This window comes from Streptomyces sp. QH1-20 (genome assembly GCF_041283565.1).
Lineage (GTDB): Bacteria > Actinomycetota > Actinomycetes > Streptomycetales > Streptomycetaceae > Streptomyces > Streptomyces syringius.
The window spans coordinates 2,815,707-2,840,907 of the sequence record NZ_CP166299.1; the positions used below are offsets into that span (position 1 = coordinate 2,815,707).

At 71.0% G+C, this 25,201-nt stretch carries 18 protein-coding genes and 2 tRNA genes; 10 read left to right on the forward strand and 10 right to left on the reverse strand.

What is annotated here, in order from left to right; all coding sequences use genetic code 11:
• Positions 1–166: 166 nt before the first annotated feature.
• From AB8O64_RS12670 to AB8O64_RS12690, 5 genes are all read left to right on the forward strand, one after another.
• Positions 167–1,333, forward strand: a complete 1,167-nt coding sequence (locus AB8O64_RS12670) for an ATP-binding protein (protein WP_370423856.1) — start codon at positions 167–169, stop codon at positions 1,331–1,333.
• Positions 1,330–2,058, forward strand: coding sequence for a response regulator transcription factor (locus AB8O64_RS12675; protein ID WP_370419273.1), 729 nt, complete (start codon positions 1,330–1,332; stop codon positions 2,056–2,058). Before AB8O64_RS12670 ends, AB8O64_RS12675 begins: the two co-directional genes overlap by 4 nt.
• 162 nt (positions 2,059–2,220) lie before the next feature.
• Positions 2,221–3,345, forward strand: a complete 1,125-nt coding sequence (wecB, locus tag AB8O64_RS12680) for a non-hydrolyzing UDP-N-acetylglucosamine 2-epimerase (RefSeq protein ID WP_370419274.1) — start codon at positions 2,221–2,223, stop codon at positions 3,343–3,345.
• 121 nt (positions 3,346–3,466) lie between these two features.
• The gene (locus tag AB8O64_RS12685) at positions 3,467–4,831 is read left to right on the forward strand and encodes a glycosyltransferase (protein WP_370419275.1); all 1,365 of its coding nucleotides are present in this window, start codon (positions 3,467–3,469) and stop codon (positions 4,829–4,831) included.
• 170 nt (positions 4,832–5,001) lie between these two features.
• Positions 5,002–6,189: a hypothetical protein gene (locus AB8O64_RS12690; protein ID WP_370419276.1), complete on the forward strand. Its 1,188-nt coding sequence runs from the start codon at positions 5,002–5,004 to the stop codon at positions 6,187–6,189.
• On the opposite strand, the gene AB8O64_RS12695 is transcribed toward AB8O64_RS12690, so the two are convergent.
• Complete coding sequence (locus tag AB8O64_RS12695) at positions 6,155–8,791, reverse strand: valine--tRNA ligase (RefSeq protein WP_370419277.1); 2,637 nt, start codon at positions 8,789–8,791, stop codon at positions 6,155–6,157. The genes AB8O64_RS12690 and AB8O64_RS12695 overlap by 35 nt on opposite strands.
• Positions 8,792–8,936: 145 nt before the next feature.
• Between AB8O64_RS12695 and AB8O64_RS12700 the strand changes: the two genes are divergently transcribed.
• From AB8O64_RS12700 to AB8O64_RS12710, 3 genes are all read left to right on the forward strand, one after another.
• Positions 8,937–9,863, forward strand: a complete 927-nt coding sequence (locus AB8O64_RS12700) for a hypothetical protein (protein ID WP_370419278.1) — start codon at positions 8,937–8,939, stop codon at positions 9,861–9,863.
• 117 nt (positions 9,864–9,980) lie between these two features.
• Entirely contained in the window at positions 9,981–10,964 is a 984-nt protein-coding gene (locus AB8O64_RS12705; RefSeq protein ID WP_370419279.1) for a hypothetical protein, read from the forward strand.
• A gap of 212 nt (positions 10,965–11,176) precedes the next feature.
• Complete coding sequence (locus AB8O64_RS12710) at positions 11,177–11,572, forward strand: hypothetical protein (RefSeq protein WP_370419280.1); 396 nt, start codon at positions 11,177–11,179, stop codon at positions 11,570–11,572.
• Between the two features lie 69 nt (positions 11,573–11,641).
• Here AB8O64_RS12710 and clpX read toward each other — a convergent pair whose 3' ends face one another.
• The 5 genes from clpX to AB8O64_RS12735 form a co-directional block, all read right to left on the reverse strand.
• Complete coding sequence (clpX, locus tag AB8O64_RS12715) at positions 11,642–12,928, reverse strand: ATP-dependent Clp protease ATP-binding subunit ClpX (protein WP_365370604.1); 1,287 nt, start codon at positions 12,926–12,928, stop codon at positions 11,642–11,644.
• A 152-nt stretch (positions 12,929–13,080) separates the two neighbouring features.
• The gene (locus tag AB8O64_RS12720; RefSeq protein WP_130877735.1) at positions 13,081–13,749 is read right to left on the reverse strand and encodes an ATP-dependent Clp protease proteolytic subunit; all 669 of its coding nucleotides are present in this window, start codon (positions 13,747–13,749) and stop codon (positions 13,081–13,083) included.
• Between the two features lie 56 nt (positions 13,750–13,805).
• A complete protein-coding gene (locus AB8O64_RS12725; protein ID WP_370419281.1) occupies positions 13,806–14,423 on the reverse strand; it encodes an ATP-dependent Clp protease proteolytic subunit in 618 nt (205 codons plus the stop codon).
• 290 nt (positions 14,424–14,713) lie between these two features.
• Positions 14,714–16,096 (reverse strand): trigger factor, encoded by a 1,383-nt coding sequence (gene tig / locus AB8O64_RS12730; protein ID WP_356456837.1) that lies wholly within the window; start codon positions 16,094–16,096, stop codon positions 14,714–14,716.
• Between the two features lie 259 nt (positions 16,097–16,355).
• A tRNA-Pro gene (locus AB8O64_RS12735) sits at positions 16,356–16,432 on the reverse strand.
• Between the two features lie 287 nt (positions 16,433–16,719).
• Here AB8O64_RS12735 and AB8O64_RS12740 point away from each other — a divergent pair.
• Positions 16,720–16,793, forward strand: a tRNA-Gly gene (locus AB8O64_RS12740).
• A 91-nt stretch (positions 16,794–16,884) separates the two neighbouring features.
• Here AB8O64_RS12740 and AB8O64_RS12745 read toward each other — a convergent pair.
• Entirely contained in the window at positions 16,885–17,058 is a 174-nt protein-coding gene (locus tag AB8O64_RS12745) for a hypothetical protein (protein WP_362213498.1), read from the reverse strand.
• Positions 17,059–17,341: 283 nt separating this feature from the next.
• Between AB8O64_RS12745 and AB8O64_RS12750 the strand changes: the two genes are divergently transcribed.
• Complete coding sequence (locus AB8O64_RS12750) at positions 17,342–18,481, forward strand: acyltransferase family protein (RefSeq protein WP_370419282.1); 1,140 nt, start codon at positions 17,342–17,344, stop codon at positions 18,479–18,481.
• A gap of 112 nt (positions 18,482–18,593) precedes the next feature.
• On the opposite strand, the gene AB8O64_RS12755 is transcribed toward AB8O64_RS12750, so the two are convergent.
• Genes AB8O64_RS12755 through AB8O64_RS12765 form a run of 3 tightly spaced genes read right to left on the reverse strand, consistent with a single transcriptional unit; the run spans position 18,594 to position 25,190 of the window.
• Entirely contained in the window at positions 18,594–20,021 is a 1,428-nt protein-coding gene (locus AB8O64_RS12755) for a DUF6177 family protein (RefSeq protein ID WP_370419283.1), read from the reverse strand.
• Positions 20,022–20,037: 16 nt separating this feature from the next.
• On the reverse strand, positions 20,038–24,042 hold the full coding sequence (gene eccCa / locus AB8O64_RS12760) for a type VII secretion protein EccCa (protein WP_370419284.1): 4,005 nt from the start codon (positions 24,040–24,042) through the stop codon (positions 20,038–20,040).
• Positions 24,039–25,190, reverse strand: coding sequence for a MinD/ParA family protein (locus AB8O64_RS12765; protein WP_370419285.1), 1,152 nt, complete (start codon positions 25,188–25,190; stop codon positions 24,039–24,041). Before AB8O64_RS12765 ends, eccCa begins: the two co-directional genes overlap by 4 nt.
• Positions 25,191–25,201 lie beyond the last annotated feature (11 nt).

The following is a 25,201-nucleotide window of genomic DNA, read 5'->3' on the forward strand; positions in this document are numbered from 1 at the left end:
GGGGTCACACTCGCCGGGAGCGCCCCGCGCCCCCCGACTGGCCGCCGACGGGGGCCGGTTCACGCCAAGCGGGGCCGGGATCCGTGACATACGGTTTTCCCGAAATCTCCCAAAGACCACAGTGGCCCCTGCCCGAGGAGAGCCCGAGGAGAGCTGGGTGAGCGACATGGCGTCCGAGGACCGGGAGCGGCTCGGGGCCGTCCTGGAGGCGCTGCCCCCGGGCGCGCTCCTGCAGAGCCCGGACGACCGGGTGCTCGCGGTCAACCAGAAGTTCGTCCGCATGTTCGATCTGGCGGGCCGGGCCGACCTCTCCCCCGGCGCCCCCGTGCACCCGCTCCTCCCCCTCGTACGGGCCTTCTTCACCGCCGACCACACAGGCCCCCACTCCCTGGACGGGCTGCCGGCCCACGGCCGCATCCACCGGGTGGCCGAGATCCCCCTCGACGACGGACGCGTCATCCGCCGCGAGGTCGAACCACTGCGCCACGAGGGTGCCTACCTCGGGGCCCTGTGGCTCTTCGACGACATCAGCGAACGCAAGCGGCGCGAACGCGATCTCGAACGGGACAATCTGGCCCTCACCGAGCTGGCCCGGCAGCGCAACGCCTTCACCGCCGCCGCCTCCCACGAACTGCGCACCCCGCTCTCCTCCATCAGCAGCTTCTGCGAGCTGCTCACCGACCCGGCCTTCGGGGAACTGACCGAGGACCAGCGCTCCTTCCTCGACGCCATCGGGCGCAACGCCGGGCGGATGCAGCGGGTGATCTCCGATCTGCTGCTCACCACCCGGATGCGGGCGGCCGGGCCACAGCTGGAATTCGGCCCCGTGGAGGTGGACCGGATGCTGGAGGACGCGGTGCTGGACCGGATCGGCACGGGCCGGGAGCCCGGTGTGTTCACCGTGGTGGACTGCGCCCCGGGCCCCGTCCTGCGCGGCGACCGGCACCGGCTGCGGCACGTGCTCGTCAATCTGCTGGAGAACGCCGCGAAATTCACCCCGCCGGACGGCCGGATCACCGTCACGGCGGCCCCCCGGGGTGACCACTGGGAGATCGAGGTCGCCGACACCGGCATCGGGATCCCCGAGCAGTACCGGGAGGAGATCTTCACCGGCTTCGTCCGGGCACCCAACGCGCAGCACGGCGGCTACCCCGGCACGGGCCTGGGGCTCGCCATCAGCCGCACCGTCGTCCAGCTGCACGGCGGCACGATCACGGCGGGGGGCCGGGAGGGCGAGGGGGCGGCGTTCCTGATCCGGCTGCCCGTCGCCGGCCCCGGCCCGGACGCCCCCGCCGCTGCCGGAGGGGCCGCTACCGGAGGAGCACCGGCATGACCCGCGTACTCGTCGTCGAGGACGACGCCGACCTCGCGCTCGCCCTGCGGACCCTCCTCACCCAGGCCGGCCACGAGGTCATCCACGCCGACAACGGCCGCGACGGGCTGCGGCTGCTCTTCGCCGAGCGGCCCGCGCTGATGGTCCTGGACATCGGGTTGCCGCAGCTCAACGGCTGGGAGGTGCTGGAGCGCACCCGGGACCTGAGCGATCTGCCCGTGCTGCTGCTCACCGCCCGCGGCGCCGAGAGCGACCGGGTCCGGGGCCTGCGGGCGGGCGCCGACGACTACCTGCCCAAGCCCTTCGGCAACGACGAGCTGCTCGCCCGCGTCGAGGCCCTGCTGCGCCGCAGCGCGCCCACCCGCTGGGCCGGCGACTCCTTCGACGACGGGCTGCGGCTGGTGCCGGACCGCCGCTCGGCGGTCTGGCAGGGCCACGAGGCACGGCTCAGCGACATCGAGTACCGGCTGCTCCAGGTGCTCGTCCGCAACCGGGGGCGGGTGATCACCACCGATCAGCTGCTCGACCGGGTGTGGGACGACCCGCAGGGCACGGGCCGGGAGCGGGTGAAGTTCGCGGTGCTGCGACTGCGGCGGAAGCTGCGCCAGGCGGCCGGGGACGAGGCGGCGGACCCGCTGGAGGCCGTCCGCGGGCTGGGCTACCGCTACCGCGCGAACGGGGAGGGCGAGGGCGGACCGGGCCCGCAGGGGGCCGAAGGTCCCTGACCCCCGCGGGCCGGAGGTCCCGGGTCCGTCGGGGCCCGAAGTCATCACTCACCGCCCCCGGCGCGGTCGCAACCGTCCGGCAACCGACGACCGTCCCGTCGCGCAACCGACGCACCACAGGCTCTGGAGCTGTCACCGCCTGACAGCCCCAGGAGTCCTCTCGTGTCCCTGCCCCCGCGCAGCATCGCCATCGTCCTCGGTACCCGCCCCGAGCTGGTCAAGCTCACCGACCTCGTGCGCCTCCTCGGCCCCGCCGCGCACCTCGTCCACACCGGGCAGCACTACGACGAGGAGCTGTCGGGCCGCTTCCTGACCGAGCTGGGCCTGCCCGAGCCGACCTTCCTGACCGGCATCGGCGGCCGCCCCCGGGCCGTGCAGATCTCCGCGGCGCTCGCGCAGCTCGACGCCCTCTTCACCACCGAGCCGCCGCAGGCCGTCGTCGTCCAGGGCGACACCAACGCCGCCCTCGCCGGGGCCCTCGCCGCCAACGCCCGCGGCATCCCCCTGCTGCACGTCGAGGCCGGGCTGCGCAGCCACGACCGGAACATGCCCGAGGAGCACAACCGCGTCCTCATCGACCGGATCGCGGACGTGCTGTGCGCGGCCACCGGGGACAACCGCGCCAATCTGCTCGCCGAGGGCATCGCCGACGAGCGGATCGCCGTCACCGGCAACACCGTCGTCGAGGCCGTGCGCAACCAGCTCCCCGACGCCCCCGAGCGGGCCGCGCTCCTGGCCGGCCACGGGCTGCGCGCCGACGGCTTCGTCCTGGCCACCGTGCACCGCCCGGAGAACACCGACTCCCCCGAGGCACTGCGCGCGATCCTCGGTGAGCTGGGCGCCCTCGCGGCCGACATCCCGGTCGTCCTGCCGCTGCACCCGCGCACCCGGGCCCGGATCGCCTCCGCCGGGCTGGCGGAGCTGCTGGCCCCGCTGTGCGTGACCGCGCCGCTGGGCTACGCCGAGTTCCTCGCGCTGGCCGCGCACGCCGCGCTGCTCGTCTCCGACTCCGGCGGCATCCAGGAGGAGTGCACGGTCCTCGGACGCCCGCTGGTGGTCGTCCGCCGCTCGACCGAGCGCCCGGAGGCGATGGCCGACTTCGCGGACCTCGTCGAGCCGGGGGCGGAGATCGGGCGCGCTGCCCGGCGTCGCCTGGCGGAGGGCCCGGCGGGCCTTGCGCGCCTGGCGGCCCTGCCGAGTCCCTTCGGGGACGGGTCGGCTTCGGAGCGGATCGTCGCGCTGCTGGCGGCGGTCACCGCGCCGCGGCAGCTGGCCGCCGCGGCCTGACAGAACTTTCCACCCTTTGCCCTCAATCGCCGGGCGGGCTGATTTCAGCCCGTCCGGCGATTGAGGACCGGGGTCCGGGGCGGAGCCCCGGCCTGACCCCGCGCCGACCACGGAGCCCCGCATGTTCGACAACCCCCTCCTGCTCGTCTTCCCCTTCTTCCTCCTGCTCTGCTTCCTGCTGTACTGGGCCGGCGCGCGGCACGCGTACACGCGCCGGGCCGAGGCCCAGGCCGGTGACCCCGCGAGCCACGACTGGCACTTCTTCGTGCCGTGCCGGGACGAGGAGGCCGTCGTGGCCACGACGGTCGGCCGGATGCGGAGCGACTTCCCCGGCGCCCACGTCTGGGTCATCGACGACGACAGCGACGACCGGACCGGTGCGATCGTCGCGGAGCTGGCCGAGACGGACCGCCGGGTCCACCTCGTGCGCCGGCACCGCCCGAACGCCCGTACCGGCAAGGGCGCGGCCCTCAACGCCGCGTACGACGAGCTGAACCAGTTCCTGGGCGAGGACGCCGACCGCGAGCGGATCGTCGTGTGCGTCATCGACGCCGACGGCCAGCTCGACCCGCAGGCCCTGGCCCGGGTCAGCGGCCCGAGCGGCTTCGGCGACCCGGAGATCGGCGGCGTGCAGGTCAGCGTCCGGATGCGGAACACCGAGGACCCGCGCCCGCTGCCCGACCGCGGTCGCGTCCGCAATGCCTTCGCCCGGCTGCTGGTGCGCATGCAGGACATGGAGTTCTCCGTGTCCAACGCGGGGATGCAGCTGCTGCGCGGCCGCACCGGCTCCGTCGGTCTCGGCGGCAACGGCCAGTTCACCCGGCTCTCCGCCCTGGACCGCATCGCGGCCGCCGAGCGCCGCCCGTGGCAGCGCGGTGCCCTGCTGGAGGACTACGAGCTGGGTCTGCACATGATCCTGGGCGGTGACCGGATAGCCCACATAGCCGACACCTGGGTCTCCCAGGAGGGCCTGCCGCACGGCCGCCGGTTCCTCACCCAGCGCACCCGCTGGGCGCAGGGCAACCTGCAGTGCGTCCGCTACGCGCCGCGCATCGTCTCCTCGCGCCACTACAGCGGCAAGGGCGTCCTGGAGACGCTCTACACCTTCCTCCAGCCGGTCGCCCACCTGGTCACCCTGGCCCTGTGCGCGGTGATGTTCGTCTTCCTCGGTCTGTCCATAGCCGACGAGGGCGCGGGCGAGACGCTCGGCGGCATTCTGGCCCTGTGGCCGCTCGTGCTCGCGCTGGCCGTCGTCTCCGTGCTGCCGTTCGTGCTGTGGGGCCCGGTCTACCGCCGGGACCGCGCGCCGGGCCGCTCGCTGCTCGTCGCGCTGCTGTGGGGCCTCGCGCTGTGGCTGTACGCCTACCACCTGTTCCCGGCGTCCGCCCGGGGGTTCGTACGGATGCTGCGGGGGCGCAACGGCTGGGCCAAGACGCGCCGCAACGCCGAGCAGGTCCTCTCCGGCCCGGTGGCCGTGGAGAGCTGACGAACCGTTCTACGGACCGTCCCCGGCAAACCATGAGGTGAGTCACACAGCCCGCGCACAGCACAACCTCCCGTCCCCCGTAGCCATCTGACGGCCGGGGACTGATGCCCGGAGCCGTTCCGGGCGGCGGAAACGGGAGCGTTGTGCGGATACCTGAAGTCAGCACAAGGATGCACCTGCTGCTGCTCACCGCGTGGACCGTCCTGTGGTTCGCGCTGGTGGAGCCGAACGGCGGGTTCTCCTGGCACTACCTGCGCACCGGCGGTGAGCTGATCTACCAGGGCTCGTCGGGCGACGGCACCGGCGGGCTCAATCTCTACGCCCACCATCCCGAGCTCCAGATGGGTCCCATCAGCTTCCTGGTGGCGGGGCTGTTCAACCCCTTCTCGGAGCACACGGGCCAGTTCCTGGCGGCGGCGTTCATGTCCCTGCTGGGCCTGGTGATCCTGGTGCTCGCCGGGCGCAGCGCCGCGACGCACTTCCTGGGCACCGGCACCAATCACCAGCGGCTGCGGCAGCGCGTCCTGATCGCGGGGCTCGCCTTCATCCCCATGTGGATCGAGGTGTCGGTCCGCTTCGGCCACCTCGACGACGTGCTCGCGCTGTTCTTCACCGCGCTGGCCGTGTGGTTCCTGACCCGGGGCAACGCCGCCGCCGTCGGCGCCTGTCTGGCCCTGGCCATGGACTCCAAGCCGACCGCGCTGGCGTTCCTGCCGCTGATCCTCACCCTGCCGAAGCAGCAGTGGCTGCGCGCGGGACTGTGGTGCGCGGGGCTGGTGGCGGTGGCCTGGCTGCCGTTCTTCCTCGCCGACCCGCAGTCCTTCGCCGCCGCGAAGTTCACGATCCCCAACAACCCGGCGTCCGCGCTGCGCTGGCTGGGTGCGAACGACCCCGAGACGCCCGACTGGGCCCGGCCCGCCCAGGCCGCCCTCGGTCTCACGCTCGGCGCGGTCGCGGTGTGGCGGGGCCGCTGGGCGGGGGTCGTGCTGCTGGGCGCGAACGCCCGGATCGTCCTCGACCCGAGCGTCTACACCTACTACACGGCGTCGGTGCTGCTCGGCACCCTGCTGTGGGACGTGTGCGGGCAGCGGCGGCTGGTGCCGTGGTGGAGCTGGATCGCGCTGATCACGCTCTACGGCAGCGTGTTCGCCGTGCCCGACGAGTCGGCCAAGGGCCTGGTCCGGCTCGGCTTCGTGGCCGTGTCGACGGCGTACGTGCTGTTCTGGCCGATGCGTGACCGCCGGACCCGGAACAGGCCCCTCGACCAGATGGAAGAGGGGCCTGTGGATGGGCCGTGGGGTCCCATGTGGGACCCGGACCGGACTAGGCCGTGGGCAGGCCCGCCAGCTGGGCGGTGAGCCGCTCGATGTCGGCCTCGGCCGTCTCCAGCCGCTTACGGATCTTCTCCACGGCCACGTCGGCGGCCTTGGCGAGGAACGCCTCATTGCCCAGCTTCGCCGTGCACTGCGCCTTGTCCTTCTCGGCCGCCGCCAGCGCCTTGGTCAGCCGCTTGCGCTCGGCCTCGACGTCGATGGTGCCCGAGAGGTCGAGGGCGACGGTGGCACCGGCGACCGGCAGGGTCGCGGTGGCGTGGAAGCCGTCCCCGGCGGGCTGCAGCCGCAGCAGCTGGCGGATGGCGTCCTCGTGGGCGGCGAGGGTCGTACCGCTCAGGTCGAGCTGCGCCGGGACCCGCTGACCGGGCTGGAGGCCCTGGTCGGAGCGGAAGCGGCGGACCTCGGTGATCACCTGCTGGAGGTTCTCGATCTCCCGCTCGGCGTCGGCGTCGCGGAAGCCCGAGTCCTTCGGCCAGTCGGCGACGACGATCGACTCCTTGCCCGTGAGCGTCGTCCACAGCGTCTCGGTGACGAAGGGGACCACCGGGTGCAGCACGCGCAGCAGGACGTCGAGGACCTCGCCGAGGACGCGGCCGGAGACCTTCGCCTGCTCGCCGCCCGCCATGAACGTGGTCTTGGAGAGCTCGACGTACCAGTCGAAGACCTCGTCCCACGCGAAGTGGTAGAGCGCCTCGCTGAGCTTCGAGAACTGGAAGTCCTCGTAGTAGGCGTCGACCTGAGCGACCGTCTTGTTCAGCCGCGACAGGATCCAGCGGTCGGTGGCCGACAGCTGCTCGAGCGGCGGCAGCTCGCCCTCGACCGTGGCGCCGTTCATCAGCGCGAAGCGCGTGGCGTTCCAGATCTTGTTGGCGAAGTTGCGGGACGCCTGGACCCAGTCCTCGCCGATCGGGACGTCGGTGCCGGGGTTGGCGCCCTTGGCGAGGGTGAAGCGGACGGCGTCGGAGCCGTACTTGTCCATCCAGTCCAGCGGGTCGACGACGTTGCCGAAGGACTTCGACATCTTCTTGCCGCGCTCGTCGCGGACGAGACCGGTCAGCGAGATCGTCTTGAAGGGGACCTCGCCGTCCATCGCGTACAGACCGAACATCATCATCCGGGCGACCCAGAAGAAGATGATGTCGTGGCCGGTGAGCAGGACGTCGGTCGAGTAGAACTTCTCGAGGTCCGGGGTCCGCTCCGGCCAGCCCAGGGTCGAGAAGGGCCACAGGCCGGAGGAGAACCAGGTGTCCAGGACGTCGGTGTCCTGGTGCCAGCCCTCGCCGGTGGGCGGCTGCTCGTCGGGGCCGACGCAGACGACCTCGCCGTCGGGGCCGTACCAGACGGGGATGCGGTGACCCCACCACAGCTGGCGCGAGATGCACCAGTCGTGCATGTTGTCGACCCAGTCGAAGTAGCGCTTCGACATGTCCTCGGGGTGGATCGCGACCCGGCCGTCGCGGACCGCGTCACCGGCGGCCTGGGCGAGCGGCTTGACGTTGACCCACCACTGCAGCGACAGACGCGGCTCGACGGTGGTCTTGCAGCGCGAGCAGTGCCCGACGGAGTGCGTGTACGGGCGCTTCTCGGCGACGATCCGGCCCTGCGAGCGCAACGCGCCGACGACCGCGGAACGGGCCTCGAAGCGGTCCAGGCCGAGGAAGGGGCCGTGCACGGTGATGACGCCGTGCTCGTCCATGACCGTCAGCGACGGCAGGCCGTGGCGCTGGCCGATCGCGAAGTCGTTCGGGTCGTGGGCCGGGGTCACCTTGACCGCGCCCGTACCGAACTCGGGGTCGACGTGCGTGTCGGCGACGACCGGGATGGTCCGGTCGGTCAGCGGCAGCTTGATCTGCTTGCCGACCAGGTGCCGGTAGCGCTCGTCGTCCGGGTGGACGGCGACGGCGGTGTCACCCAGCATCGTCTCGGCGCGCGTGGTGGCGACGACCAGCGTCTCCTCGCCCTCGCCGTACGTGATGGAGACGAGCTCGCCCGCGTCCTCCTGGTACTCCACCTCGATGTCCGAGATGGCCGTCAGACAGCGCGGGCACCAGTTGATGATGCGCTCGGCGCGGTAGATCAGCTCGTCGTCGTAGAGCTTCTTGAAGATGGTCTGGACGGCCTTGGACAGGCCCTCGTCCATGGTGAAGCGCTCACGGGACCAGTCGACGCCGTCACCGAGCCGCCGCATCTGGCCCAGGATCTTGCCGCCGTACTCCTCCTTCCACTGCCACACGCGCGAGACGAACTCCTCGCGACCCAGGTCGTGGCGGGACTTGCCCTCCTCGGCGAGCTGCTGCTCGACCTTGTTCTGGGTGGCGATGCCGGCGTGGTCCATGCCGGGCAGCCACAGCGCCTCGAAGCCCTGCATGCGCTTACGCCGGGTGAGGGCGTCCATCAGGGTGTGCTGGAAGGCGTGGCCCAGGTGCAGCGAGCCCGTGACGTTCGGCGGGGGGATGACGATGGTGTACGGCGGCTTCTCGCTCGTGGCGTCGGCGGTGAAGTAACCGCGCTCTACCCAGCGCTCGTACAGCTGCCCCTCTACCTCGGCCGGCGCGTACTGGGTCGGCAGTTCGGGGTTGCTGTTCGTCGGCCCGCGGTCGGGGCTCTGCTGAGTGTTCTCGGTCACGGGGAGATTCTACGGGGCGGCGCCGCCCGCTCACGAACCCGTTTACGCCCCGGGGCGGGGCGCGGCCGGGCGATCCGTAAGGATGTCGCGAACCGATCTTCCGCAGCCGCATCCGTAGACGCATCCGTAGACGCAGGGGACGACGATGACCCAGCACCAGCCCGGCCCTTACGGGGTACCACCGCAGCAGCCGGCACCACAGCCGGATCCGTACGGCCGGCCGGGGTACGGCTACGGCGGGCCGCCGTACCAGCCCCAGCCCCAGCAGCAGCCGGGCAGCTGGGGGCCGGGCATGCCGCCCCCGTACCCGCCCCCGATACCTCCGCAGGGCGGCGGCAAGGGCAAGGCGATCGCCCTCGCGGCCGGCGCGGTCGTCCTGGTCGGGGCGATCGTGGGCGGCATCGTCCTCCTCACCGGAAGCGGACGGAAGGCGAACCACAAGGCGGACGGCAAGACCCCGTCCACCGCCCCGGCGAGCCCCTCCCCCAGCGTCCCTGCGGCCCCGGCCGGGAAGAGCTACAAGCTCATCGCGCCCGAGACGGTCGCGGGCGAGTACAAGAAGGACCCCGGCGAGTCCGGGGGCGGGTTCGGCTCGAAGGAGCTGGACGATCTCAAGATCCTGGGAATCACCAACCCGCGGAGCGTCTCGGGCGCGTACAAGTCCGGTGAGGACAAGCTCTCCCAGAAGCAGCTGAGGTTCACCGGCGCGTGGGGCGATGAGGTACGCAGCCCCGAAGTGATGGTGGACGGGTTGTTCCTGAGCGTGACCCGGGCGACCGCGAACGAGAAGAACCCCGACGCGAAGACCGAGTTCGAGGGCACGCCCCAGCGGATGTCCCCGGCCGGGCTCGGCGACGACGCCGTGATGAAGTGCCAGATCACCAAGTGGAGCAACTCGGGCGTGCGGACCATGAAGATGCCGCTGTGCATCTGGGCCGACAAGCACACGGTCGGCACCGTCTTCGCCCTCGACATGGCGCTGCTCGCGAGCGGCCAGGACCTCGGCCTGGAGGAGGCGGCAAACCGGACGGCGAGGCTCCGCCAGGACGTTCGCGTCGAGACCGGCGCGTGAGGGCGGACGTCAACTGTTCCGAAACCGTTGCGGCCCCGCGGTAAAGCCTGGGTAAGTCATCGGGAAGGATGACGGGCATCTGACGCGAGAGTCCCCCCGCATTCGAAGAGAGACACGATGAGCTACCCCCAGCCGGGCCCGTACGGCCAGCAGCCACCCCAGCAGCCCAACCCGTACGGCCAGGGCGGCGCCCCCGGACAGCCCGGCTACGGCTACCCCCAGCAGCCCCCCGCGGCCCCGTACGGCCAGCAGCCCCCCTACGGCCAGCCCCAGGCCCCCTACGGCGCCCCCCAGCAGCCGGGCCCCTACGGCCAGCAGCCGCCGTACGGCCAGCCGGGCGTCCCGGGCCAGTACCCGCCGCCGATGCCCCCGCAGGGCGGCGGCAAGGGCAAGACGGTCGGCATCGTGATCGGCGCGCTGGTCGTGGTGGGTGCCATCGTGGGCGGCGCGGTGTTCTTCCTGAACGGGAGCGGCAGCGGGAGCGGGAGCGACGGGAAGGTGGCACCGTACGAGATCGTGCTGCCGCAGACCCTGCTCGACGGGAAGTACACCAAGGAGGCGCTCGGCTCTGTCAAGGAGAAGGAGAACCTCGCCAATGACAAGGATGCCAAGGCGATGGGCATCACCAACGGCACGGGCGTGAAGGGGGGCTACACCAGCCCCGAGAAGCAGAAGCTGCGGGTGACGGCTGTCTACGGCGACGTAGCCGATCCCCACAAGTCGGTCGACGCGATGCTCGCGAAGATCGACGAGAACCAGCAGAAGTCCATGGAGAAGTTCAAGGCCAAGGTCGAGACGGTCACCGAGACGGCCGAGTACACCCCGAGCGGCTTCGACGGCGCGGTCATGAAATGCAAGGCCCAGAAGGCCACGGTGACCTTCGGCACCATTACTTCCTCCTCCGAGACCAGCTTCTGCGTCTGGGGCGACAGCAGCGCCGTGGGCGTCGTCGAGCACGCGGTCAGCAAGTCCTCGGGCGCCCCGACCGGCTCGGCGGGTACCACCGGCACCACCCCCACCGGTCCGGTGATGTCGGCGAAGGAGACGTCCGAGGCCACCGCCAAGGTACGCACGGACGCGCGCAAGGAACTGAAGCAGTAACTCCGCTGACCGGGCGCCGGCTCCTGCTGCCCGCCGCGGCCGTCGTACTCGGCGTCGCGGCGGCCGTCGCCGCTGCCGTTCTGCTGCTCGTCCCGGGCGACGACGGCCCGAGGGTCACGCTCGTCACCCCGCCGACGCTGGTCGGCGGGGCGTACCGGCTCGATGCCGGGACCAAGGAGCTGGAGAAGGAAGGGCTCGGCGTCCAGGGCGGCATGCCCAGGGGCGCCGTTTCCGTACTGGGCCGCTATCAGCGGGTGGCGAACCACGCGGTGACGCTGTCGCTGTCGGGCGCGTACGGCGGTATCGGTGAGCCGGACGCCGTTCTGGACGGCATGTTCAAGGGCTTCGAGAGCGGCCCGGGGAAACCGTCCGTGGCGGGCGAGCGGCACGCCTTCACACCGGACGGCCCCGACGGTCCGGCCATCACCTGTGAGCTGGTGAAGATGTACGACCGCGCCTACGCCCCGGCCTGCGCGTGGGCGGAAGAATCGGACGCGATGCTGGTCATCGACTTCGATCCCGGACGAGTCTCGACGGACTCCGTGGACCTCGCAGCCTTCGCCAAGACCACGGCAGGCATCTACCGGGACGTACGCAAGCCCACCTGAGCCGACGACGAAAGGGGGCGCCCGGCCGACCAGGCCGGGCGCCCCCTTTCCGTGCGTACAGACAGCGCGCTACGCGCTCTTCTCGTGTCGTTCGTCCTTGCCCACGATGCGGGGCTCGCGCGGCACCAGGGTGGGGTTGACGTTCGAGTGGACGACGTCTTCGGTGATGACGACGCGGGCGACGTCCTTGCGGGACGGGACCTCGTACATCACCGACATCAGGACCTCTTCCATGATGGCGCGCAGGCCTCGCGCACCCGTGCCACGGAGGATGGCCTGGTCGGCGATGGCCTCGAGGGCCGGGCGGTCGAAGTCCAGCTCCACGCCGTCGAGTTCGAACAGCCGCTGGTACTGCTTCACCAGGGCGTTGCGCGGCTCGACGAGGATCTGGAGGAGCGCCTCGCGGTCCAGGTTGTGGACGGAGGTGATGACCGGGAGGCGACCGATGAATTCGGGGATCATCCCGAACTTCACCAGGTCCTCCGGCATGACCTCCTGGAACTGGTCGCTGGCCTCGATCTCGCGCTTGGAGCGGATCGTGGCGCCGAAGCCGATGCCCTTGGCGCCGGCCCGCGACTCGATGATCTTCTCCAGGCCGGAGAAGGCACCGCCCACGATGAACAGGACGTTCGTCGTGTCGATCTGGATGAACTCCTGGTGCGGGTGCTTACGGCCGCCCTGCGGCGGGACGGAGGCCGTCGTGCCTTCCAGGATCTTCAGCAGGGCCTGCTGGACGCCCTCGCCGGAAACGTCTCGTGTGATCGACGGATTTTCGCTCTTTCGGGCGACCTTGTCGATCTCATCGATGTAGATGATGCCGGTCTCGGCCTTCTTGACGTCGTAGTCAGCGGCCTGGATCAGCTTCAGCAGGATGTTCTCGACGTCCTCGCCCACATAGCCCGCCTCCGTCAGCGCGGTCGCGTCGGCGATGGCGAACGGGACGTTGAGCATCCGGGCGAGCGTCTGCGCGAGCAGGGTCTTGCCGGAGCCCGTAGGGCCGAGCAGCAGGATGTTGGACTTCGCCAACTCGATGCCGTCGTCGCGGCTTCCGGCGTTCTCGCCGGCCTGCACACGCTTGTAGTGGTTGTAGACCGCGACGGAGAGAGCCTTCTTGGCTGCCTCCTGGCCCACTACATAGCCTTCGAGGAACTCGTAGATCTCACGGGGCTTGGGAAGCTCCTCCCAACGCACCTCGGAGGTCTCCGCGAGCTCTTCCTCGATGATCTCGTTGCAGAGGTCGATGCACTCGTCGCAGATGTACACACCAGGACCCGCGATGAGCTTCTTCACCTGCTTCTGGCTCTTGCCGCAGAACGAGCACTTGAGCAGGTCGCCGCCGTCACCGATGCGTGCCACGAGGTGCTTCCCCTTCGCCTGGGATCCGCCTTGCTCTGCGAACCCGGGTGCTTGCCTATCGACGGTACCTTGCCGGGCCCCCTGTGCGGGCCCCCCTTGGACCTACTCGGTCCAAGGGGGTTGCCACCCGACAACGGATCCCGGACCGGAACTCAGACCGAAACAGACGTCTTACGCGTCGAAACGATCTGGTCGACCAGACCGTACGCGAGCGCGTCCTCGGCAGTGAGGATCTTGTCGCGCTCGATGTCGTCACGGATCTTCTCGATCGGCGTGCTGGAGTGCTTCGCCAGCATCTCCTCGAGCTGCGTACGCATGCGCATGATCTCGTTCGCCGCGATCTCCAGGTCGGAGAGCTGCTCACGGCCCGTCTGGCTGGACGGCTGGTGGATCAGGACGCGGGCGTTCGGCAGGGCCATCCGCTTGCCGGGGGTACCGGCGGCCAGCAGGATCGCGGCCGCGGAGGCGGCCTGGCCCATGCAGACGGTCTGGATGTCGGGCTTCACGAACTGCATCGTGTCGTAGATCGCGGTCAGCGCGGTGAACGAGCCGCCCGGCGAGTTGATGTAGATCGAGATGTCACGGTCGGGGTCCATCGACTCCAGGCACAGCAGCTGCGCCATGACGTCGTTGGCGGAGGCGTCGTCGACCTGGACGCCCAGGAAGATCACGCGCTCCTCGAAGAGCTTCGCGTACGGGTCGTACTCACGGACGCCCTGGGAGGTGCGCTCCACGAAGCGCGGCACGACGTAGCGGGCTTCGGCCTGCGGGCCGGTGTAGAGGCCGCTGCCGGGGAAGTTGTTCATGCGGGTGTTCACCATCCTGATGGCGATCGGTGGGCTGGGATTCGGCTTCGAGGCGGTGCTGCCGGGGGGTATCAGGCCCCGGTGCCGCCGCCGCCCGGAACGCCGGAGGCGTAGGTGATGATCTCGTCGATGATCCCGTACTCCTTGGCCTCCTCCGCGGTGAACCAACGGTCACGGTCACCGTCGCGGATGATCGTCTCCACCGTCTGGCCGGTGTGCTCCGCGGTGATCTGCGCCATGCGCTTCTTCGTGCGGAGCAGCTGCTCGGCCTGGATCTTGATGTCCGAGGCGGTGCCGCCGAGGCCGGCGGAGCCCTGGTGCATGAGGATGTCCGAGTTCGGCAGCGCGAAGCGCTTGCCGGGGGTGCCCGCGGTCAGCAGGAACTGCCCCATGGAGGCCGCGAGGCCCATCGCGATCGTGACCACGTCGTTCTTGATGTAACGCATGGTGTCGTAGATCGCGAAGCCGGCGGTCACCGAGCCACCGGGCGAGTTGATGTAAAGGAAGATGTCCTTGTCCGGCTCCGCGGCCAGCAGCAGCAGCTGCGCACAGATCTTGTTCGCGATCTCGTCGTCGACCTGCTGGCCGAGGAAGATGATCCGCTCCCCGAGCAGCCGGTTGTAGACCTGGTCGCCGAGGCCACCACCGAAGGCAATCTCACCGGCGGCGGAAGGCATCAGATTCGTCACGTATCCACCTGCTCGTCTCTGACGGCAACGGGCCGTCTCCGCGTCTTCTACCTGAGGTCGGGGGTGGTGCGGCCAGTCTGCTCGGCCCGCTCCCACGTCTCCCCTGCCCTCGTATCTACGGACCCTAACGCGCTGTCCGGCGGGCGCCATCCCGCATCAGGAACTGTTCGCTCTGAGCGCAGGTTCCAGGGGCCCTGACAGGCCCCGGAGACCACGGACGGGCCCGTACGTGCGCAAACACGTACGGGCCCGTCCGTAAGGGGTTCTGCGGGCTGCGCAGGGACCGAGGATCAGGCCTCGGTCTTCTCCTCGGCGGCCTCGGCCGTCTCGGTGGTGGCCTCGACCGTCTCGGCGGTCTCGTCCTCGTCGTCCAGGTCGACGACCTCGCCGTTGGTGTCCTTGACCGTGGCGGCCTCGACGACGGTCGCGAGGGCCTTGCCGCGGGCGACCTCACCGACGAGCATCGGCACCTGGCCACCCTCGACGACGGCCTGGGCGAACTGGTCGGGGCTCATGCCGGAGGACTGCGCACGGCGCATGAGGTGCTCGGTGAGCTCCTCCTGGCCGACCGACAGCTTCTCCTTGTTGACGATCTCGTCGAGGACGAACTGGGTCTTGATGCCCTTCTCGGCCTGCTCCTTGAGCTCGGCGTCGAAGTCCTCGGCGGACTTGCCCTGGATCTCCAGGTACTTCGCCAGGTCCAGGCCCATCTGGCCCAGCTGGTGGTGCTCCAGGTTGTGCTTGCGGGTGTTGACCTCGTCCTCGAGAAGCTTCTCGGGCATCGGGACCTCGACGAGCTTGAGCAGCTCCTCGAGCACCTTCTCCTGGGCCTGGGTGGCCTGGTCGTACTTCTTCATCCGGCCGAGGCGCTTCTCGCTGTCCGCGCGCAGCTCCTCGAGCGTGTCGAACTCGCTCGCCAGCTGGGCGAAGTCGTCGTCCAGCTCGGGCAGTTCACGGGCCTTGACGGCGGTGACGACGACCGTGACCTCGGCCTCCTTGCCCTCGGCGCTGCCGCCCTTGAGCTCGGAGGTGAAGGTGGCGGTGCCGCCGGCCTCGAGGCCGGTCACGGCCTCGTCGATGCCGTCCAGGAGCTGGCCGGAACCGATGGTGTAGTCGACGCCGGTGGCGACGCCGTCCTCCAGCACCTCGCCGTCGACCTTGGCCTCCAGGTCGACGGTGACGATGTCGCCCTCGGCGGCGGCGCGCTCGACCGGGGAGGTGGTGGCGAAGCGGTCACGGAGCTGCTCGAGCGACTTCTCGACGTCCTCGTCCGACACCTCGACGGCGTCGACGGTGACCTCGATGCCGGAGTAGTCCGGGATCTCGAGGGCCGGGCGGATGTCCACCTCGGCGGTGAAGGCCAGCAGCTCGCCGTCCTTCAGCTCCGTGATGTCCACCTCGGGCTGGCCCAGCGGGTTCAGGTCGGCCTCGTTGACCGCCTCGGTGTAGAACTTCGGCAGCGCGTCGTTGACGGCCTCCTCCAGCACCGCACCACGGCCGAACCGCTGGTCGATGACGCGGGCCGGGATCTTGCCCTGACGGAAGCCCTTCACCGTGACCTGCTGGTTGATCTTCTTGTACGCCGCGTCGAGGCTGGCCTTGAGCTCCTCGAAGGGCACCTCGACAGTGAGCCGAACCCGAGTCGGGTTCAGGGTCTCCACGGCGCTCTTCACGGTTCGGTCTCCTTGGGGCTGACTGCTGGGTTTCCGCTGAGGTTCAGCGACTCCGCGCCCGGCAGAGAGACACACAGGCGCGCAGCTTGCATAGTAACCGCAAGCAGGTTGAGCCCCACAATGTGATCTTGGCCGTGCGGCGCGTACAGCCGAGCGGGACGCGCCGGAAAACCTCTGGACGCTCCGGAAAACACCGGAAAACGTCCGGAAACGGCGAGCGATCTCAAGAAACCGAGAAGACCCGGAAAACATGTCGTGCTGGTCGGGGTGGCCGGATTCGAACCGACGACCTTCCGCTCCCAAAGCGGACGCGCTACCAAGCTGCGCCACACCCCGTCGGTGCGAGACGTAGGGTACATGCCCGAAGGCCCCTTGGTGCACGCGATTTCCGCGCAGGTCATCCCGGTGGGTCCAGCGGGACGGCGGGGGCGGATGGTGATCGACCGGTGATCGCCGGCGACCGCCCGGACGGCGTCCGACCGGCGGTCGTCGGCGAGTCGTTCCGGACAACCGGGGCGGGGTCCCGACGCCGTCGAGCATCGCCGCGGAGGGCCACAACACCTCGCCGCTCACCCCTGATACGATGACCGCGGTCTTCGCCGCACCGGCGGAGCACCGACCCGGCGGGCGTAGCTCAATGGTAGAGCCCCAGTCTTCCAAACTGGCTACGCGGGTTCGATTCCCGTCGCCCGCTCCAGCGCACGCCCTCGGCTCCGGCCGGGGGCGTTCCGCATGCCCGTCGCGCATCCCCGCCGGACTGCCCTCCGGCACGATTCGTGCGCGCGCGGTCAGAACCTGATGTTGTTGATCGTCTCGGCGATCGAGTTGAGGAACCGCTGGATCGGCTCCGCCATGCTCGTGTTCTTGAGGAAGAAGCCGAAGAGTATGGCGACGATCGCCGGGCCGGCCTTGATGTTGCCCGCGCGGTACATCACCACCAGGATGATCGCCAGAAGTAACACCACAGACAGTGAAACAGTGGTCACAACTGATCACCCCTCGGTCGGAAATCCCTGAGCCGCCCCCCGGAGGACATGGTGCCCCCCGGACCCCTCTCGGCAACCATCGTGCCATCAACTCGCCCGCCAGGGGGGTGGCGTGACGATTCGCCAGTGGAATCCCCACGGGGTCGCCGGGGCGGCTTTTGAGGCGGTTCACCGCGTATCGCGGAGGTAAGCCATGGGCCGTGTGCGTACGTACGGGCAAGGTTTTACGCGTTCCGCTTCCGCCGCTAGGGTGCCTCGAATGTCCCCCACCGCCACGCCTCCCGCGCACCCCGTGGCCTCCGCTTCCGCCGTCTCCCGGCCGGGTGCGGCGACGGTACCGCCGCCCGCCCCGGCCCCCGCCCCGCAGCGTGACCCCTTCTTCGACAACGCGAAGTACCTGGCGATCGTCCTGGTCGCCCTCGGACACGCCTGGGAGCCGCTCACCCACGGCGGCCGGGCGGCGACGGCGCTGTACATGACGGTGTACGCGTTCCACATGCCGGCCTTCATCCTGATCTCCGGCTACTTCTCCCGTGGCTTCGATCTGAGCCCCGCCAAGCTCAAGCGGCTCCTTACGGGCGTCGTCGTGCCGTACCTGATCTTCGAGGTCGCGTACACGTACTTCCAGCACTGGGCGGAGGACGACGCGCCCGACGAGGCGATCTCGCTGCTCAATCCCTGGTACCTGAACTGGTTCCTGGCCGCGCTGTTCGTCTGGCGGCTGACCACCCCGATCTGGAAACTGATCCGCTGGCCGGTGCCGGTCGCCTTCGTCATCGCGATCCTCGCCGAGCTCTCCCCCGAGGTCGGCACCGACTTCGACCTCCAACGGGTGATGCAGTTCCTGCCGTTCTTCGTGATCGGGCTGCACATGAAGCCCGAACACTTCCACCTCGTGCGCAAGCGCTGGGTGCGGATCGCCGCGCTGCCGGTCTTCGCGGGCGCGGTCGCGGTCGCCTACTGGCTGGCGCCGACCATGGACACCGCGTGGTTCTACCACAACGACAGCGTCCAGGAGCTCGACGCACCGCTGTGGGCCGCACCCGTGATGCAGCTCGCGCTCTTCGCCTGCGCGGCCGTGCTGATCGCCTGCTTCTTCGCCTGGGTGCCCGGACGGACGGTGTGGTTCACGGCGCTCGGTGCGGGGACCCTGTACGGGTATCTGCTGCACGGCTTCCTGATCAAGCTGTCGCGCTGGTGGGAGTGGTACGACGCGTACGCCTGGATCCGGCAGCCGGTGGGCGAGGTCGTCGTCACGCTGCTCGCGATCGCCATGATGACCGCGCTGTGCAGCAAGCCGGTGCGGAAGGTGTTCCGCTTCGCGATGGAGCCGAAGATGGAGTGGGCCTTCGTCAAGGACCCCGCCCCGGGGAAGGCTTCCGCGACGCGGGGCCGTTGACCCGGGCCGGCCGTCTGTGCCGCCTGCGGCGGCGAGCGCCCTGCGGGCGCGTCCTCAAACGCCGGACGGGCTGGGTGTGGCTGAGCTCGGCCACACCCAGCCCGTCCGGTGCTCAGAGCGGCGGCGCCCCGCGCAGGTGGCGTACGAGCTGCTCCAGGGCGGTCCAGTTCTCGGCGGACTCGCCGTCGCCGAGCGGGTAGTAGAAGCCCGGCCGGGCGTCCGGGCCCAGCTGCACCGGTCGGTCCTTCAGTGGCGTTCTGCTCGCGGTGTCGCGCCCCGCCTCCCGGACCTCGGCGGGGCCCAGGACGAAGGCGTACGGCAGCGGCGGGCTCTCGAAGCGGGGCGGGGCGCTCAGGTCCCGGCGCGCCTCGCGCAGCTGGCACATCATGGTCTTCAGCCCGTGCCGGGTCACCAGCTCGCCGGCCAGCTTCGGCAGTGCCTCCAGGGGCAGCTCCTCACCGGGGCCGTAGCCCAGGGTGAGGGTGACGTCCTCCTCCACCCCCTCCGAGGTGCGGATCACGCGCAGGGTGGCGACGGCCGGCCGGTCCGGGGTACCGACGACCACCGTCCAGGTGGGCTGGGGGGCGCGCTCGTACGCCAGGTCGGTCAGCTGCCGCCGCGACCAGGTCAGACCGGCCGGCTCCGACGTCCCCCAGCCGGCCGGCGGGCCGCCGGTCAGCGCCTGCCAGGCGGCTTCCAGCGCGCCGCCGAGCACGAGGTCCGCCTCGGGCTGGTGCAGGGTGCGGAAGGAGACGATGAGCTGGCGCTCGCCGGTGGGCCGCACCTCGGTGAAGGCGTCCGCCACGGGGCTCTCGCCGTTCTCGTCGCGGTCCGGGGAGAAGGCGCCGTCCTGCCAGCGCAGTACCGCGCCGGTCAGCCCGTCGTAGTAGCCGCACCGCTCGTCCTGGACCACCCAGCGCGAGGGTGTGGACTGCAACAGCACGCGGGTCGGCAGGGAGAGGCGGCAGTGCGGCGGGGTGACGATCTGCAGGGACCGGTCGCTCTCCACGGTGGCCCGCAGTGCCTCGGTGAGCCAGCTCGTCATGGGGACGACCGGGCGGTCCTGGAGGACGACGGCGGCCTCGTCGGTGAGCATGTCGACAGCCGGCTGGGCGGCGGCGGGGACGGGGACGGCCGTGACACCCGAGACGTCGACCGGGCGGGCCGCGCCGACGGTGCCGGGGGCGTCCGGCGGCCAGACCCGGCCGCCCAGCAGCATGGTCAGCCGGGCCGCGAAGGCACCCGCGAGCTGCTCGGCCTGGGGGACGCCGGTGGTGGCGCGGGCCTCGATCCACCATGCCGGGCCGTCGCCGGACGGCTCGGCTCCGGGCCCCAGCAGCCGGGCCGCCTCGCCCGGCACCTGGAGCTGCAGCGGCGCCTCGATGGAGACGAGCGGCCGGCCCTCGGCGTCGCACAGCTGGACCACGGCCCCCTCGCCGGTGGTCCCGACCCGCAGGTCGGGACCACCGGCGAGCAGGCCCGCCAGGACGCTCAGCGCGTCCGGCATGCGCTCGGTGAGCGCGATCACATCTTTGGTCATGCGGTGGTCCCCCTGGTCATGCGTGGTCGGCTGTCGTCTCGGTGTCGCCGTCCGCGGCGGCGAGACCCGTCTGGATCAGCCGGGTCGCCTCGCCCCGGCGCACGAGCGTGCCGCGCCCGGGCGGCTGGGCGCTCGCGTACACGCCGGGGAAGAGCTGGCCCTCCTGCCGGTCGCCGGTCATGACGACCGCCGTCGTGCCGCTCTCCCGGAGCGTCATCAGGAACGGCTCGTACAGCGCCCGCGAGGCTCCCGCCACCCGGCGGGTGACGACGAAGTGCAGGCCGATGTCCTGCGCGGAGGGGATGAACGGCATGAACGGGGCGAGCGGTTGCTGGCCGCCGGTGGTGAGGATGTCGTAGTCGTCGATGAGGATGACGATGCGCGGACCCGAGTACCAGGTGCCGGACGCGAGGGCGTCCTGGGCGGCGAGGTCGTCGGGCATGCGCTTCTCGAGCTCGGTGGCGATGCCGGCGGCCAGCGCGCCGCACAGCCGGGAGTTGTGGGCGTAGCCGCCGCGGTACTCCTCGGGCACCAGCTTGCGCAGGCCCCGGCGCGGGTCCATGACCGCGAAGACGATCTCCTCGTCGGAGTAGCGCTCCATGAGCCCCTGGGTGACCAGGCGCAGCAGATTGGTCTTCCCGCACTCGCTGTCGCCGAGGATCATCAGGTGCTGGTCGCGCTTGAACAGATCGAGCAGGACGGGCGCGAGGGCCGTCTGGTCCAGCCCGAGGGGCACCCGGTTGGGCTCGGTCGTCACGGACGGCAGGGAGGCGGCGGGGATGCGGGTGGGCAGCACCCTGACCCGCTGGGCACCGTCGCCGGACCAGGACGAGCGGATCACCATGGCCGCCTGCTCGACGGCCGGGCCCAGTTCGGAGACCGAGGCGAGGGAGTCGATACGGGGCAGCGCCGTCTGGGCGAAGAGCTTGCCGTCGGTCAGGACGCGGCCCTTCTCGTCCGGGGCCAGGGTCTCGGCGAGCTTGCGGTCGATGCTGGAGTCGCCGGGGTCGTTCAGCCGCAGTTCGACGCGGGTGCCGAACAGGGACTGGGTGGCGATGCGGACGTCGTTCCAGCGCAGCATGCCCGCGACGACGTGGATGCCGTAGCCGCCGCCGCGCTTGAGCAGGTCGGTGACCGCGTCCTCGATCTCGTCGAAGTCGTCGCGCAGGGCGCCGAAGCCGTCGATGAGGAGCACGATCTCGGTCGAGGACAGCTCGGGGAGCCGGCCTTCGGCGCGCAGTTCGCGCAGCCGCTCGACGGAGTCGATGCCGTGCTCGCGGAAGAGTTCCTCGCGGGCGGCGAGCATGCCGCGGACCTCTTCGACCGTGCGGACGGCGCGTTCGCGGTCGGCACGGCCGGCGATGCCGCCGACGTGCGGGAGACCTGCGAGGGCGGCGAGGCCGCCGCCGATGAGGTCGAGTCCGTAGACGCCGACCTCGCGCGGCGTGTGCGTCATGGCGAGGGACAGCGCCAGGGTGCGCAGCAGGGTGGTCTTGCCGGACTGGGGGCCGCCGATGACGGCGGCGTGGCCGCCGGCGACGGTGAGGTCGAGGATCCACTGCCCCTGCCACTGCTTGGCCGGGTCGTCGAGGAGGCCGATCGGCACCTTGAGCGGGCCGGGCCGGACGGCCAGCTGCATGCCGCGTTCGCCGGCCCGGAGCGGGCCCGCCGAGGTGTCCAGGGCGATGGCCCGGGGCAGCGGCGGCAGCCAGATGCCGCGGGTGGGCCGGGCGGCGTCGCGGAGCTGGTCGACGACGACGGACATGACGGTGGGGCCGGGGTTGCGGTGGCGCATGGCCGGCTGGCTGTCGCCGGGGGCCGTCTCGGGCTCGCCGAGGGTGTTGAAGTCCGGGTAGGGGTGGACGACCGGTCCCTCGTCCTCGACGGTCCGGGCGACGGGGCCGTGGTAGGGGCCGGAGACGAAGCTCGCCTTGAACCGCTCGTAGGCGCTGGTGTCGACCTTGAGGTAGCCGAAGCCGGGGATGGGCGGCAGGTGGAAGGCGTCGGTGGTGTCCAGCACCGTGCGGGACTCGTCGGCGGAGAAGGTGCGCAGGCCGAGCCGGTAGGAGAGATAGGTGTCCAGGCCCTTGAGCTTGCCGCCCTCGATGCGCTGGCTGGAGAGCAGCAGGTGCACGCCGATGGAGCGGCCGATGCGGCCGATGGACAGGAACAGGTCGATGAAGTCGGGTTTGGCGGTGAGGAGTTCGCCGAACTCGTCGATGACGACGAAGAGGTGCGGCAGCGGCTCCAGGTCGGGCCGGGTCTCGCGCAGGGCGGCGTAGTGGCCGATGTCGGCGATGTTCCCGGCGTCCTTGAGGACCTGCTGGCGGCGCTGTACCTCACCGGCGAGGGAGGAGTGGACGCGCTCGACGAGCCCGGCCTGGTTCTCCAGGTTGGTGATGACACCGGCGACGTGCGGCAGGTCGGCGAACGGCGCGAAGGTGGCACCGCCCTTGTAGTCGACGAGGACCATCGCGAGGTCCTCCGGGGGGTGCGTGGCGACCAGGGCCAGCACCAGGGTGCGCAGCAGCTCGCTCTTGCCGGAGCCGGTGGCGCCGACGCACAGGCCGTGCGGGCCCATGCCGAGTTCGGAGGATTCCTTCAGGTCGAGCAGGACCGGCTGGCGGGAGTCGCTGATGCCGATCGGTACGCGCAGGAAGGCGCGTTCGCCGCGGGGCCGCCACATTTCCCGGACGTCCAGGGCGGCCGGGTCCTCCACGCCGAGCATCTCGGCGAAGTCGACGGGGCCGGAGAGCGGGGCGTCGACGAGGGATTCGGGGGACAGCCGCAGCGGGGACAGCAGACGGGCGAGGCCCTCGGCGCCGGGGGCGGTGGCCCGGTCGGCGGTGCCGTGCGAGGTGACGGGCTCGGCGGGGCGCAGGTCCTCGATGTGGACCTGGTCGCCGTCGACGGTGATGCGCAGGGAGACCTGGCCGGGCTCCTGCACCCGCTCGGCCACCAGGTGCAGCACGGTGACGCCCATGTCCCGCAGGCTCACGGCGTCGTCGGGGCGGGGCAGTTCGGGCGCGTCCTCGCCGTACTCGTCGCTGACGACCAGCAGGCGGCCGGTCATCTCCAGGGCGTCCTTGCCGGAGAGTCCGCGGCGCACCTCGGCGGCGTAGGAGGCGCGGGCGCGCAGGTCCCGGTTCATGAGCCGGGCGAGCTGGGCGAGGGCGGGGGCGATGCGGCGGGCGCTGACGGGTCCGTCGTGCTCGTCGGGGTCGAGGGTGTGGGGCAGCCACTTGACCCAGGACCAGTCGGTCATGCGGTCGCCGGGGCAGGCGAGGGCGATGGCGACGTCGTCGGGGGCGTGGGTGACGGCGGTCTGGGTGAGCAGGGCGCGTACGACGCGCAGGACGCCCTCGCGGTCGCCGACGACGCTGACGTTGCCGACGCGGTCGAGCGGGACGGTCAGGGGCAGGTCGGTGGCTGTGGAGAATCGATTCTTCAGAGCCCCGGCCTCGTTGAGCATGAACCGGTCGGGCGGGGTGAGGACACTGCTGCCCTGCTCGCCGATGTCCAGGGGGCGTACGGGCATCCGGCCGGTGCCCACGCGCACGCGCAGGAAGTCGCTGTCGCGGCGGCGCCGCTCCCACAGCCGGGCGGGGTCGCGCACGAGGTCGTAGAGCGCCTCGGGCGGCGGGTCGAGGACCCGGGCCTTCTCCCGGCGCTCGCGCTCCTCGGCGCCCAGCTCCTCGCGGAGCTCCTCCAGGTATTCCAGATAGCGCTCGCGCTGCTGGCGCCGGGTGCGCTGGGCCTTGCCGCGCTGGGACAGCAGCATGCCGACCGAGCCGATGACGGTGACGAGGAGCACGATCGCGCCGAGCCCGGCGAACTGGCTGTTGCGCACCATCGTCATCATCACGACGGAGCTCATCACGCCGGCGATGGGCATGAGGGTGTGCATGGCGCCGCCGGTCTTGCCCTCGGGCAGATTGGGCGGCGGCTCGATGGTGCGCGCCTCGGGGGTGGGCAGCGGCCGGGTGGTGCGGGCGGGGCGGTGGACTATGCGGGTGCTCATCGGTTGCTTCGCCTGCTCATGGCTCGGGTGAGGACTTCGGCGGCGAGCTCGGTGACGGCCTCGCGCGTGACCTGGCCGAGCAGGTCGGTACGGATCGGGCCGCCGGTCGCGAGGTGCCGGTCGTACGGGAGCATCAGGACCTTCACGCCGTCGAGCTGGAGGTGCTCTCGTGCCGCGGTCACATCAAGCGTCATATGCGGGGACGACGCGGCGACGACCACCACGGTTCCCTCCAGCATCTTGGGTCGCGACAGCGACGCCATCCAGTCCAGCACCGAGCGGGTACTGGTGATGCCCTCGACGGTGGCGGGGGTGACCAGCACCCGCGCCTGTGCCGCCGCCAGGGCGGTGCGGGACAACTCGCTCGGGAGGCTGTCGCAGTCGACGACGGTGATGCCGAAGTAGCGGCGCAGCGCGACCATCACCGAGCGGTAGTCCGCCAGTTCCAGCCGGTGGCCCACCCGGCCCTGGCTGCCGGGCAGCAGCCAGCCGCGGTCGGGCAGCTGGACGAGGTAGCCGACGACGTCGGTGAGTTGCATCGACGGGTCGATGAGCTGCGCGACGTCGCTCGTCGTCCAGCGCACCTTGGTGACGCCGAGCCTGGCCGGGAGGGTGCCCAGCGCCGGGTCGGCCTCCAGCATCAGCACGGGGTCCTGGCGGTAGTGCGCGTAGGTGCGGCCGAGCAGCGCGGCGACGGTGGTCTTGCCCGCGCCGCCGCGGATGCTGGTGACGATGATCTGCCGGCCCGTGGTGAGCGGCTGCTGCAGTGCCTGCGCGACGCGGGTCGCCTCCTCCACCTCGCGGGTGGCCGAGGAACCGACGAGGCGGCGCAGCGAGCGGGAGGTCCGCTTGGCTGCGGTGTCCCCGCTGAGCGGCTTGCCCTTGACCAGCTCCTCGGGGAGCGGGAGCTCCATGGTGACGGGCGTGGGCAGGGGCCGGGGGGCGGGGGCGGGCGCCGGGCGGGCGCTGGGCACCTCCGCCTGCGAGGGCGTGCTGGCCTGTGCAGGCGCGTTGGCCTGCGCGGGCGTGCCCGCGGCTCCGGCCGGGGGCCGGCCGGCTTGCTCGCCGGGCCGGTCCGGTTCTCCGGGATCGTTGGTGAGGTTGCGCAGGTTGCGCAGTACGTCGCCCTGCCAGTCGTCCTGGGACATGCGGTCTCTCC

Coding starts and splice junctions, on each gene's coding strand:
- AB8O64_RS12670 (WP_370423856.1), top strand. CDS start 167: ATGGCGTCCGAGGACCGGGAGCGGCTCGGGGCCGTCCTGGAGGCGCTG.
- AB8O64_RS12675 (WP_370419273.1), top strand. CDS start 1,330: ATGACCCGCGTACTCGTCGTCGAGGACGACGCCGACCTCGCGCTCGCC.
- AB8O64_RS12685 (WP_370419275.1), top strand. CDS start 3,467: ATGTTCGACAACCCCCTCCTGCTCGTCTTCCCCTTCTTCCTCCTGCTC.
- AB8O64_RS12690 (WP_370419276.1), top strand. CDS start 5,002: ATGCACCTGCTGCTGCTCACCGCGTGGACCGTCCTGTGGTTCGCGCTG.
- AB8O64_RS12700 (WP_370419278.1), top strand. CDS start 8,937: ATGACCCAGCACCAGCCCGGCCCTTACGGGGTACCACCGCAGCAGCCG.
- AB8O64_RS12705 (WP_370419279.1), top strand. CDS start 9,981: ATGAGCTACCCCCAGCCGGGCCCGTACGGCCAGCAGCCACCCCAGCAG.
- AB8O64_RS12710 (WP_370419280.1), top strand. CDS start 11,177: ATGCCCAGGGGCGCCGTTTCCGTACTGGGCCGCTATCAGCGGGTGGCG.
- AB8O64_RS12720 (WP_130877735.1), bottom strand. CDS start 13,749: ATGGTGAACACCCGCATGAACAACTTCCCCGGCAGCGGCCTCTACACC.
- AB8O64_RS12750 (WP_370419282.1), top strand. CDS start 17,342: ATGTCCCCCACCGCCACGCCTCCCGCGCACCCCGTGGCCTCCGCTTCC.
- AB8O64_RS12755 (WP_370419283.1), bottom strand. CDS start 20,021: ATGACCAAAGATGTGATCGCGCTCACCGAGCGCATGCCGGACGCGCTG.
- eccCa (WP_370419284.1), bottom strand. CDS start 24,042: ATGAGCACCCGCATAGTCCACCGCCCCGCCCGCACCACCCGGCCGCTG.
- AB8O64_RS12765 (WP_370419285.1), bottom strand. CDS start 25,190: ATGTCCCAGGACGACTGGCAGGGCGACGTACTGCGCAACCTGCGCAAC.